This is a genomic window from Lysobacter antibioticus, assembly GCF_001442535.1.
Taxonomy (GTDB): Bacteria; Pseudomonadota; Gammaproteobacteria; order Xanthomonadales; family Xanthomonadaceae; genus Lysobacter; species Lysobacter antibioticus.
Genome location: NZ_CP013141.1, coordinates 5,685,763 through 5,697,186, shown reverse-complemented (window position 1 = coordinate 5,697,186; position 11,424 = coordinate 5,685,763). Strand labels below are relative to the sequence as shown.

The following is an 11,424-nucleotide window of genomic DNA, read 5'->3' as shown; positions in this document are numbered from 1 at the left end:
CGGGCGCCGGCAGCGTCGCGGCCGAAGCGGCGGCGATGGCGGTCGCGGGCGGGACCTTGCCGGCCTTCTTCGCCGCCTTCTGCGCGGCGGCCAGGGCGCGGGCCTGTTCCTTCTGCTGCTTGGCCATGGCCCGCTGCTCGGCGCGGGTCAGCGGCTTGGGCGGGGCGATCTCGGCGCCCTTGCCGGTGGCGACCCGCACCTGGCGCGACTTCATCCAGGTGTCGAACTCGTCGGCCGTCATCGACTTGCCGTTCTGCATCATGTCGAAGCGATAGTCGTTACCCGGCAGCAGCTTGCCGCCACTCGACGCCGCCGGGGCCTTGGAAGCGACGGCCGTGGCCGACTTGACCGCCGCGGCGGCGGCCACGGGCTTGCCGGTCGCGACCGTGGTCTTGACCGCCGCGCTGGCCGGTGCACTGGCGGGCGTGCTGGTGAGCGTGGCCGGCTTGCCGGTGGCGATGCGCACGCCCGGCGGCAGTTCGCCGGCATTGGCGCTGGCGATCGGCATGGCCGAGACCAGGCGGTCGATGGCCGACGGCGAGCTGGGCTTGGCCGGCGCCGACGGCGGCGGGTTGTTGGCGGCGCTGGCGTAGACCGGCGGCGCGGCATCGCCCGGGTGCAGCGCGCGCACCTCGACCCGGCCGGTGCCGCGCTGGGTGATGCCGAGCTTGACCGCGGCGGCGTAGCTGAGATCGATCACGCGACCGTCGTGGAACGGGCCGCGGTCGTTGACGCGCACGGTCACCGACTTGCCGTTGTCGAGGTTGGTGACGCGGGCGAAGCTCGGCAGCGGCAGCGATTTGTGCGCGGCGGTGAAGGCGTACATGTCGTACACCTCCAGATTGGAGGTGCGCCGGCCGTGGAATTTCTGGCCGTAGTAGGACGCGGTGCCGCGCTCGAGGTAGTCCTCGTGCGAATCGAGCACCTTGTAGCTCTTGCCGAGCACCTTGTACGGCGAGCGGTTGCCGAACTGCGAGCGCGCCTCGGCGACGACCTCGGGCTCGGGAATCGCGTCGACGTCGGGAATATAGGTCGGCGTGGTGTCGGACACGCCCGGCGCGTACAGGCCGCCGGCCTTGTAGTTGCCGCGCTTGCTCAGGTCTTCCTGAGCCGGCGCGTACGGCGACTTCTTGCGGCCGCCGTGCGCCTGCGCCGACGGCAGGCCGCTGGCATGGACCCGATCGCGCTCCGGCAGGGCCAGGGCTTCGGAGGAACCTTTCTTCGGTGCGCTGGCACAGGCGACCAGGGCCAGCGGCAGGACGGCGGCGGCCAGCCGCCCGATCATCGCGATCGGCGGCCGCTTCGTGCCCGGCCCGCTCATGCCTGCGGCGCCTTGATTGCGGGGGCCTGGACTGCCGGAGCGGCGGGCTGGGCCAGCGCGGCGGGCGGAGTGACGATATCGGTGGCCAAGGGATTCTCCCGTCCGGCGATCGCCTCAGCAAGCTGATACACCGCCATCGCGTAGTGCTTGGAGATGTTGTAGCGGGTGATCGCGTAGAAGTTGCGGAAACCGAGCCAATATTCGGGACCGTTGACGCCGTCGAGGTTCAGCAGCGTCGCGGTCTCGGTCGGCGCCACCGTGCCCAGCGGACGGTAGCCGCGCGCGGCCAGGTCGCTGAGCGAATACACCGGGTCCATGCTGTCGGGGACGAAGTCCTGCGCGCTCGCGTCGCGATTGGCGCGCACCGTCACCGGGCCGCCGCGCACCCAGCCCCCCTTCTTGACGAAGTAATTGGCGACCGAGAAGAACACGTCGTCCAGGTCGCTGAACAGATTGCGCTTGCCGTCGGCATTGCCGTCGACCGCGAACTCGCGGTAGCTCGACGGCATGAACTGGCCCCAGCCCATCGCCCCGGCATAGCTGCCGATCAGGTTGGTGATGTCGATCTGCTCTTCCTTGCCGAGCGCGAACAGCTGCGCCAGCTCGCCGCGGAAGAAGGCCTCGCGGCGGTTCTCGCGGTCGGCCTTGGCCGGGTCGCCGCTGCGCGGATAGGCGAACGCCAGGGTGTAGAGCGCATCGACCACCGAGTACTTGCCGGTGTTTTTGCCGAAGCTGGTTTCCACGCCGATGATCGAGACGATGATCTCGGCCGGCACGCCAGTCGCGGCCTCGACCCGCGCCAACTGGGCGCGATGCTCGGCCAGGAAGGCCTGGCCGCCGTCGATGCGGGCCTGGGTGATGAAGATCGGGCGGTAGTCCCGCCACGGCTTGGCCTCGGCCGGGCGCGACATCGCCGCGACGATGCCCTCGCGGATCTGCGCCTTGGCCAGCACCGATTCGATGTAGACCGGATCGACGCCGTAGCGGCTGGCGGTATCGCGCACGAACTCGGCGCGCGCCTGCGCCAGCGGCATCGGCTTGACCGGGTCGGGCAGCGCGGGCGTGCCGACGACGGGCGTCGGCGCGGCGGCGGGTGCCGGCGGTTTCGGCGCCGGGGCGGCCGCGAGGGTAGACGTCGGGATCGGCGGCGTCTGCGTGGCGCAGGCAGCCAGAGCGATCATGAGTGCGCAAAACAAGGCGCGACGGGCAGTTTGGCGTCGGGTCATCGCGGCGAGGTTAGCACGCGAAAGCGGGGCAAAAAACCTTGGGTTTGCGGGACTTAACCGATTTTATTCATGTCAGGTTGTCGAATCGGAAGCGGCCGGCGCGACCCGTCACGACACTGCGTTCGTTTCGGCAAACATGAATAGCGGCCGTCGAAACGGCCGTGGCGGGGCATTCTGCCGCTTTCCGTCGCCGCCTCATCCGGGCAGGGCATTGCCGATGGTGAGATGCAAGGCCGGCTGCGGCTCGCGCGCCAGGCCGAGTTCCTCGCGCAGATCGAGCAACTCAGGGCAGCGCACCGCGCACCAGACATAGCCTTGGGTCTGCTGCGCCTGCGGATCGTAGTCGAAGGCCACCGTCGCCCCGTCCAGGCGTTTCCAGGCCGTCGGCCGCGGCGGCGTCTCGCCGCGAATCACCGAGACATGCGTGCCCCACAGCGGCGCCTGCAGGCTGCGCGTGCGGTGGTGGCCGATCCAGTACTGCTGGCGCAGATAGCGGCCGAGCTCGGGGTCGCCGTCGACGATCAGCCACCACTGGGTACTGCCGCCGTCGCGACGGGTGTGGCCGCCGCGGCCCAATGGCGGGCTGTAACGCAGGGTGCCGGTGGTGGCAAGCCAGATGGACGACATGCAGAAGATTCGCGGAGACAGGCATCAAGAACGATACCCGGACCTGTGCATGCTGATGCGCGCACTCGAATCGTCCGATGCGATCGAAGCCGTGCATGACGGCTCCGGGCTTTGACTCTGCCGCATTGGCCAGGACGCCGAACGTACGCGCCTTGCTGGCCGAGCGCGCGGCCACGACGACTGCTGGCGTTTGAGCGCAGTACGCGACAGACCGCTCAGGTTCGTACGCACAGCGGACAATCGCCGGCATCAACCGCGATTGAAGAACGATGTTTGCAGGAAACGCATTCCCGCCAACACCTGGGCCACGCGTTCCTCGGACAAGGCACCGATGTACTCGCCTAGCCGCGTCTTGTAGATCGACGACACCTGCGAAACAACCACCACGCTCTGCTTAGCCAGACCGCCCTCGCCCAACTCCAGCAATACGTTCCCGGGCTCGCTGATCCGGCCGATGTTCGAGCTCAAGGCGCAGACGACCACGGTGCTGATGCGCGAGTGATTGAAGAGATCGTCCTGCACCACGACGTGCGGATGGGCGACGCCGGGCACCGAGCCTCGCGACGGATCGGGCGGCACCCAGAACAGGTCGCCCCGGTTCACGGTTCCGCGGTAAACGCTACGGCAGGCCTCTTCTTCTCTATCCATCGGACGCATCGCTCGGCATGCCTGCGGGTCGCTTCTCTCTCGTTAGCGGATCGGACTGCGCACTGACCAGCTCGGGCACCACCGGATCAGGCAGGTCAGTCAGATCACCTCGACTGCCTTATGAAACGCCAGCCGAGAATGCCCGTGCAAATCGAGCATACGACGAAAAGCCAGAACGCTAACTTTCCGTTGCTCACGCGTGCTTGATGGGCCGCATTCGGCAGCACGATCGCCTGCTCGTTGACGGTGAGCGCCCAGATCTCGGACGGATCGGCCGGCCAAAAGCCGACCGTCGCCGTATTGCCTGCTTTGAGCAGGCTGCGCGCAAGCGCCGCCTTCGGCAGGATGCTCGGATAGTCGAATTCGCGCCCGGCGACGAAGAACTCGATGCTGTTGCGGCGCGTCTCCGCTCTGGAGATTTCGCCCGTCAGATATTCCAAATGAGTCGGCACAGGCTCCAACGACCCTCGCCAGCACCAGAGCCCGGTAAGCGATACGAAGGCGCCCAGAGCAACGTGATACCAAGCAGTCCGCTCCGCCTTACTGCGGAATGCCGATTTGTCCGTCCTGATGATCATGGAACTTGCCGACCCAACGAGCCCGGTAGTCTAGCGGCTTCGCTGCCGAGCCACCCATCCACTCCTGGCGGCAACCGACGAACAACCTCGCGCGCTCAGAATGATGGTTCACGTCTGGCCGACACCTCTATCGCCAAGAGAGCCGAGGTCGACCGCTTACTCAGACGCTGGCTTGAGAAATACCCAGAACCGATCCACACGCTTGTGACTGAGACCCGGGGTGCCTCATGATCGGAGCGCCAACGAATACCAGGGATCAGGTAACGGAGCACACATGAAGCTCGCTCAGCTCGGCCTCGTCGCATGCTGCGGCATTCTGCTTTCCCTGCCGACCGCGTCGTCCCCTGCGGATGATCCCGTCACGTCGCTTTCAGCAGCCATGGCGCTCATCTTTCAGCAAGACCGGCCCTTTCCTGCTATCGAAATGCTGCGTGAGGGAGTTGAGACCGGGAAGATTCCGGCTAGGCTTGCGGCGCAGTTCTACAGTATTTCCGGCGACACGCTCGGAACCGAGCGGATGCACGACCGCGATGCAGTTCCTTCCGTTTGGCCCTCCGCAACTGTCGACCTGGACAACGCGACAGCTCGCCCCGCTCTCGCAGAGATCGTGAAAGAAGCCGATCGTGCGCGCGTCGTCATGCTCAACGAGGATCACACGCATCAGCGGCACCGCGCCTTTGCGCTTTTGCTCCTGATCGAACTGCGCAAGATCGGCTTTACTCACTTCGCGGCCGAAACTTTCGGCCCACGACTGCAAGCGAGCATGGTCGATGGCGCCCCCGACCTCGAAACCGGCATTTACACCGCCGACCCGCTGTATGCCGACATGGCGCGACAGGCGGCGATCCTGGGCTACTCGATGTTCGACTACGAACAACGTCCTCACCAAGAGAACGCGGGCCAGAAGGATTCACGTCTTGCGCGAGAGACGGCGCAAGCCGAGAACATCGGCGCATTGCTCAGGGGAAATCCTACTGCCCGGATATTCATTTATGCGGGGGCCAGCCATATCTCGGAATCCGACAATTCGGACGATCGCCTTTGGATGGCGCAGATATTGAAGCGCAGCTCCGCCCTCGACCCACTCACGATCAATCAGATATGGGGAACTCCGAGGAGCCGCAGCGAGTTGGACAGCCCCTTGTACAACAGCGTTGTCGATAGATTCGCCCAGACGACGCCTTTCGTAATCCGCCGCCCTGCCGGTCTGCTATCGGCGCCAGGCTTCGACGTGGCCGTATTCCACCCTCGCGCGCGTTATTTCGAGGGCCGCCCTGACTGGCTCTCCATGGGGGGCTACCGGCAGCCCTGCAGGATTGCGATAACGCCATCCCCACAGGCGCATATGATCAGGGCTTTCAAGGCGTCTGAGCCGCCACTCTCCATCGCCATGGACCAAGTGCTCGTGCCAACGCAGGTCGATCAGGTCACGCTCATGCTCCCGCCCGGCGAGTACAGGCTCGTGCAACAAGGCGGCGATAGGGAGCAGACTCTTGGGTATGTGACGCTTGCAAAGCTGGAACCGCCCACGGACGCCCCACCGATCTCCGCCGGCCCGTCGCACACCCGATGTCAACCTAAGCGCTGATCCATCGAGAAAGGAGTCACCTCATGATTGATGGCAACCGACTCGTCGATCTTCTCGGACACTCCTCGGCCCAGGCCAGCCTAGCCCGGTACCTTACCGATGCCGGGATGATCGAGCGCCCCCAAGGGCCTGACGTCGTCCAGTACCTCGATTTCGACGATCTCGGACTTGCGTTGATCTTCACCGTAGCGAACGTCTACCGCGAAGAGATCGGAGAGCCGCGCGACGACGGCCACTGGATCCTCAGCGGCATCCATTTCTACAACCGCCACCAGAACGGCCAGAACGACAAGTTCGCCGGGGTGCTGCCTTACGGCCTGAGCTTCGAGTTCAACCGGGCCCACACCATCGCCGCCCTGGGCACGCCGATCGTCGACGAAGAAGACGACGGCTACGTCATGAACACCTTCAGGGCCGATAACGAAATCGTCGTCACCACGTCGACCGCCGTGGATCACGGCGAGGCGCTCTGGTTCAAGGTCGAGAAGATCGACAAGTTCCATCGGGAGCGCGGCGACGTCTGATCGTTCCGTCAGGGGCGCCATTTCAGCAGCGGCAGCATTTCAGGCATGAACGGCGGGCTCTCGGCGACCTGGGCTTATCGCTCAAACTCCGAATCGAGAATCGGCTCCACCGCAAGCACATGCCAAGCCCCGAACACCACCAAGACTCGGTCGTGCTCGCGCATTGCCCGTTCGATGGAAGCGACCAGGTGACGATCCCTCACGGCGTTGGTACTGCGCGCGAGTTCGCTGAGCCTGCCGCGACGGATCGGGCTGGTCAGGTCCGGGTCCCACCCATTGCCCGACAAAGGCTTGCCGAGCAGACGTTGATATTCGCGCATGAAACCTGACCATCGGTCCCAGCCCTCGCGCTTCGGCAGACCGTTTGCGACCAGATAATCGGCGTAGAAGGCTGCGTATTGGGCCTCGGCCGTCTTGAGGTCCGGATTGCGGCGGTTTCCTATCAGGCGCTGCGCCACCATGAATACGAGAATTTCTTCGGTGCTGTAGCGGGCCAGCAGTGCGGTGATCTCTTGCTTCACCGACGCATCGCCGCTGCGGACCGGGATACCGCGCCGGTGCGTCAGATAGGCGATGAAGCCGAGATCGGCAGCGCGTGCTATCGCCGCATCCTTCGACATGGTCTTGAGGTCGCCGGGGATTTGGCTTTCGTGCAGCACAATCTGTGGGCGGACACGCTCGAACGCGGCTTCGATGCCGTCGTACATTGGCGAATGCGGATTGCTGAGGTGCCTGGTCCCCAGCACGGCGAGGTGTTTCGCGCCGGCCTTGCGCTCCCATACGTAAGGCAGCGCCGCCGGCTTTCCACCCGCGGGCAGCTTCAGGTAGCTACGCGCCGCGGCGCGCCTTGCGCTCTCGTCGGCAGGCGCCGGCCTCGGAAAAACAGCAACGACGAGCAGTACCAGCACCGACAGCGCGCGGGGATCGATCGCGAATCCTTTCATGCCGCCTCCTGCGAGAAAGAAATGCTCAGCTCGGAACCGTTCCGCTACGAGCGCGCGATCGGCCGCCGGCGTATCCCGTCGAACTCAACGCCCGCCGTGCACCGGCCGATGCGCGCGCACCGCCATCACCACGCCGAGGCCGGCCAACAAGGACACCGCCGAGGTGCCGCCGTAGCTGAGCAGCGGCATCGGCACGCCGACCACCGGCAGCAGGCCGGAGATCATGCCGCCGTTGACGATGACGTAAACGAAGAAGGCCAAGCCCAAGGCACCCGCAATCAATCGCGAGTAGCCGTCGCGGGCGTCGGCGGCGATCCACAGGCAGCGGCCGACCACGAACAGATACAGGGCCAGCACCACGATCACGCCGGTCCAGCCGAATTCTTCGCTGAGCACGGCGAAGATGAAGTCGGTGGTGTGTTCGGGCAGGTAGTTGAGGTGCGACTGCGAGCCCTGCAGCCAGCCCTTGCCGGTCATGCCGCCGGCGCCGATCGCGATCTTCGACTGGATGATGTTCCAGCCGGTGCCGAGCGGATCGGTTTCGGGGTTGAGGAAGGTCAGGATGCGGTCTTTCTGGTACGGACGCAGCAGCCAGAACCACGCCACCGGCGCAGTCGCGGCGACGGCGCCGAACGCGGCGCCGAACCACCACCACGGCAGGCCGGCCAGGTACAGGGCGAAGGCGCCGCTGATGCCGACCAGCATCGCCGTACCGAAATCGGGCTGAAGCAGGATCAAGGCGGTCGGCACGCCGATCAACACCGCGGCGATCAGCACGGTCTTGAGCTTCGGCGGCAAGGCCTCGCGGTTGAGATACCACGCGACCATCATCGGCAGGCTCAGCTTGAGCAGCTCGGCCGGCTGGAAATAGAACACCTTCAGGTCGATCCAGTGCCGGCCGTGTTTGCCGGTGCCGACGATGAGCACCAGCAACAGGGGAATCATCGACAGCGCGTAGACCAACGGGGTCCAATTGCGCAGCTGCGACGGCGGCATGCGCGACAGCCCCCACATCGCCAGCAGGCCGACGCCGAAGCGCGAACCCTGCGCGATCACCATGCGCATGGAGTGTTCGCCCGCGCTGTACAGCACCGCCAGGCCGATCGCCATCAGCGCCAGCAAGGCGGCCAACATCATCAGGTCGAGGGTGCGGGTGAAGCGCTGCAGCAGGTCCCACAGGTAGCGCAGGATCACCCTCATCGCCGCGGCTCCGCCGCCGGCGCGACCGTGGGCGCGGGCTCTGGCGCGACGGGCTCGTCCTCGGGTTCGCCGGACGCGTCGTCGCCGGCCTCGTTCGGTACGGCATCGGTCGGCGCTGCTGCGCCCGGCAAGTGCGGGCGCAGCAGCGGCCGGCGTTCCAGCGCCTGCGGCGCGCGGCCCGGCTGCGCGGCGACCACGGCGTTGGCCGCGGCCACGCTTTCGGCCCAGGCGCCGTTGATCGCGACCGGCACGATCTTGGGTTCGTTTTCGGCCGCAGCGGCCGGGTCGGCCTGCGGTTGAGCGTCGGCCGCGGCCAGCTTCGGCACCGTCGGCGCCTCGTTCTTGCCCGGCAGGGGCTCGGGCATCTTGCCGAGCAACCAGGCATCGAAGATCTTGCGCGCGATCGGCGCCGCGGTGCTGCCGCCGTAACCGCCGTGCTCGACCACCACCGCGACCGCGATGGTCGGGTTATCGGCCGGTGCATAACCGACGAACAAGGCCTGATGGCGCAAGTGCAGCGGCAGCGAATGCGGATTCATGCTGACGTTGCCCTTGCGGCTGATCTTCTGCGCGGTGCCGGTCTTGCCGGCCATGCGGTACGGCGCGCCGCGCGCCATCACCTTCGCCGTGCCGCGCGCGCCGTGGATGGTCGAGACCATGCCTTCCTGCACCGCGCGCAGATGCGCGGGGTTGTCGGTGATGAGCGTCGGCGCAGCGACCTGCTTGGGCAGCCACGGCGCTTCGTAGCCGGTGCGGCTTTCGCGCACCAGGTGCAGTTGCTGCAGGCGGCCGCCGTTGGCGATCGCGGCGGTGCCGCGCGCGAGCTGCAGCGCGGTCACCACCCAATAGCCCTGACCGATGCCGGCGATGACGGTTTCGCCCGGGTACCAGCCTTCCTTGCTGCGCTTGGCCTTCCACTGCGGCGACGGCAGGATGCCGATGTTCTCGCCGGCCAGGTCGATGCCGGTCTTCTGGCCGAAGCCGTAGCGGGTCATGTACTGGTCGAAACGGGCGATGCCCATCTCCAGCGCGAGCTTGTAGTAGTAGGTGTTGACCGACTGGGCGATGGATTCGCGCAGGTCGACCCAGCCGTGGCCGCCGCCGTGCGAATCGCGATAGCCGCGCTTCTGCCCGGGGATGTGGAACTCGCCGGTCGACAGAGTGCGGTCTTCGGCGCGGCGCAGGCCGCTGTCGAGGCCGGCCAGAGCGACGAAGGGCTTCATGGTCGAGCCCGGCGGACCGCCGCCGAGCACGTTGCGGTTGAACTGGGGCCGCGATGGATTGCCCGACAGCGCCTTGTAGTCGGCCGAGGAAATGCCGTTGACGAACAGATTGGTGTCGTAGCTCGGCAGGCTGACCATCGCCAGCACTTCGCCGGTGCGCGGATCGACCGCGACCGCCGAGCCGTCCATGTCGCCGAACGCTGTGATCATGGCCTGCTGCAGGTCCATGTCGATGCTCAGGCGCAGGTCGGCGCCGGGCTTGGCCGGAACGTAACCGACCTGGCGGATCGGCCGGCCGTCGACGTTGGTCTCGATCTGCTCGTAGCCGATCTGGCCGCGCAGTTGCTCGTCGTAGAAACGCTCCAGGCCGGTCTTGCCGGTGTGGGTCAGCACGCCGGCGTTCTGGCCCATCGCCTCCTCGTCCTTGCTGTCGATGCGCCCGACGTAGCCGATGACGTGGGCGAACAGCGAGCCGTAGGGGTAACGGCGGTTGAGGTAGGACACCAGCTCGACGCCGGGGAAGCGCCAGCGGTCGACCGCGAACGCAGCGACTTCTTCGTCGCTGACCCGCATCTTCAGCACGATCGGCTTGAAGCCGCGGGTGGCCTTGCGCTCGCTCTCGAAGCGGGCGATCTCCTCGGGCGTCAACGCAACGACCTGGGCCAGCTGCGGCAGCCAGTCCTTGCTGTCGCCGGCTTCGCTGGGGGTGACCTCGATGCGGAACGCCGGCACGTTGTCGGCGAGGATGCGGCCCTGGCGGTCGTAGATCAGCCCGCGCCCCGGCACCACCGGCCGCAGCTTGACCCGGTTGGCCTCCGAACGCATGGCGTAGTCGTCGTGCTGCCAGACCTGCAGGCGGAAGTACCAGAACCCCAGGCCGATCACCCCCAGCAGGACGAAGGCGAAGGCGATCGCGGCGCGGGCGCGGAACTGGTCCGCCTCGGCTGCGGCGTTCTTGAGCACGCGTTTCTTGATCGGGCTGCGGCGCGGGCCCATCAACGCCTCCGCCAGCTGCCCAGACGCAGGGCGTCGAGCAGCAGGAAGATCAGCGGCCACAGCAGCATGCCGGCCAGCGGCGACAGCCAGAACGTCGACGGCAGCGCCGGCTCGCGCAGGACCACGTGGATCGCCGAGGTGACGATGCGGTCGTTGAGCATCAAGCCGCCGACCGCGAGCGCTTGCTGCGACAACGGGAAGAACCGCAGACGGGCGCGGAAGCGCTGCAGGATGAAGGCCATGACCACCAGGCGCAGGGCCTGCTCGCCGAGCAGGCCGTCCGAGACCAGGTCGCCGGCCAGACCGACCAGGAAGGCGAAGCCGAGGCCGACCCGGTCTGGGTCTTCGATCACCCAATAAGCCAGGACCAGACCCAGCCAGTACGGCCGCAGCGGCAGCAGGAACTGCGGCAAGGGCAGCAAGCTCAAGGTCAGCGCCGCGATCAGGCTGACCGGCAACACCCAATGGTGGCGGGCGCGGGTCATCGATCGTCTCCGGCGGCAGGCGCGGACGGGGCGGTGGACGGCGGTCGGCCGGTCGCGGCGGCCG

Annotated in this window: 8 protein-coding genes and 3 pseudogenes; 2 read left to right on the top strand and 9 right to left on the bottom strand. The window is 66.7% G+C overall.

What is annotated here, in order from left to right; translation table 11 throughout:
* Window positions 1–607: 607 nt before the first annotated feature.
* The 5 genes and pseudogenes from GLA29479_RS26225 to GLA29479_RS23000 all read right to left on the bottom strand — a co-directional run.
* Window positions 608–1,285, bottom strand: a pseudogene (locus GLA29479_RS26225) (septal ring lytic transglycosylase RlpA family protein); the annotation flags it as partial.
* A gap of 119 nt (window positions 1,286–1,404) precedes the next feature.
* A pseudogene (gene mltB / locus GLA29479_RS23015) lies at window positions 1,405–2,547 on the bottom strand (lytic murein transglycosylase B); the annotation flags it as partial.
* A 195-nt stretch (window positions 2,548–2,742) separates the two neighbouring features.
* Complete coding sequence (locus GLA29479_RS23010) at window positions 2,743–3,174, bottom strand: hypothetical protein (protein WP_057972979.1); 432 nt, start codon at window positions 3,172–3,174, stop codon at window positions 2,743–2,745.
* 249 nt (window positions 3,175–3,423) lie between these two features.
* Window positions 3,424–3,777, bottom strand: coding sequence for a type II toxin-antitoxin system PemK/MazF family toxin (locus tag GLA29479_RS23005; RefSeq protein ID WP_211265016.1), 354 nt, complete (start codon window positions 3,775–3,777; stop codon window positions 3,424–3,426).
* Window positions 3,778–3,926: 149 nt separating this feature from the next.
* Entirely contained in the window at window positions 3,927–4,400 is a 474-nt protein-coding gene (locus GLA29479_RS23000; protein WP_144436714.1) for a hypothetical protein, read from the bottom strand.
* Between the two features lie 274 nt (window positions 4,401–4,674).
* Between GLA29479_RS23000 and GLA29479_RS22995 the strand changes: the two genes are divergently transcribed.
* Together GLA29479_RS22995 and GLA29479_RS22990 are read left to right on the top strand one after the other, a co-directional pair.
* The gene (locus GLA29479_RS22995; protein ID WP_057972978.1) at window positions 4,675–5,988 is read left to right on the top strand and encodes a TraB/GumN family protein; all 1,314 of its coding nucleotides are present in this window, start codon (window positions 4,675–4,677) and stop codon (window positions 5,986–5,988) included.
* A gap of 107 nt (window positions 5,989–6,095) precedes the next feature.
* A complete protein-coding gene (locus GLA29479_RS22990) occupies window positions 6,096–6,512 on the top strand; it encodes a hypothetical protein (protein ID WP_057972977.1) in 417 nt (138 codons plus the stop codon).
* Window positions 6,513–6,586: 74 nt separating this feature from the next.
* On the opposite strand, the gene GLA29479_RS22985 is transcribed toward GLA29479_RS22990, so the two are convergent.
* The 4 genes and pseudogenes from GLA29479_RS22985 to mreD all read right to left on the bottom strand — a co-directional run bounded on the left by GLA29479_RS22985 (window position 6,587) and on the right by mreD (window position 11,360).
* On the bottom strand, window positions 6,587–7,456 hold the full coding sequence (locus GLA29479_RS22985; RefSeq protein ID WP_144436713.1) for a hypothetical protein: 870 nt from the start codon (window positions 7,454–7,456) through the stop codon (window positions 6,587–6,589).
* 84 nt (window positions 7,457–7,540) lie between these two features.
* A complete protein-coding gene (rodA, locus tag GLA29479_RS22980; RefSeq protein WP_057916695.1) occupies window positions 7,541–8,656 on the bottom strand; it encodes a rod shape-determining protein RodA in 1,116 nt (371 codons plus the stop codon).
* A 101-nt stretch (window positions 8,657–8,757) separates the two neighbouring features.
* Window positions 8,758–10,875: pseudogene (mrdA, locus tag GLA29479_RS22975) on the bottom strand (penicillin-binding protein 2); the annotation flags it as partial.
* Window positions 10,875–11,360, bottom strand: a complete 486-nt coding sequence (gene mreD / locus GLA29479_RS22970; RefSeq protein ID WP_031372077.1) for a rod shape-determining protein MreD — start codon at window positions 11,358–11,360, stop codon at window positions 10,875–10,877. The pseudogene mrdA and the gene mreD, both read right to left, overlap by 1 nt.
* Between the last annotated feature and the right edge of the window lie 64 nt (window positions 11,361–11,424).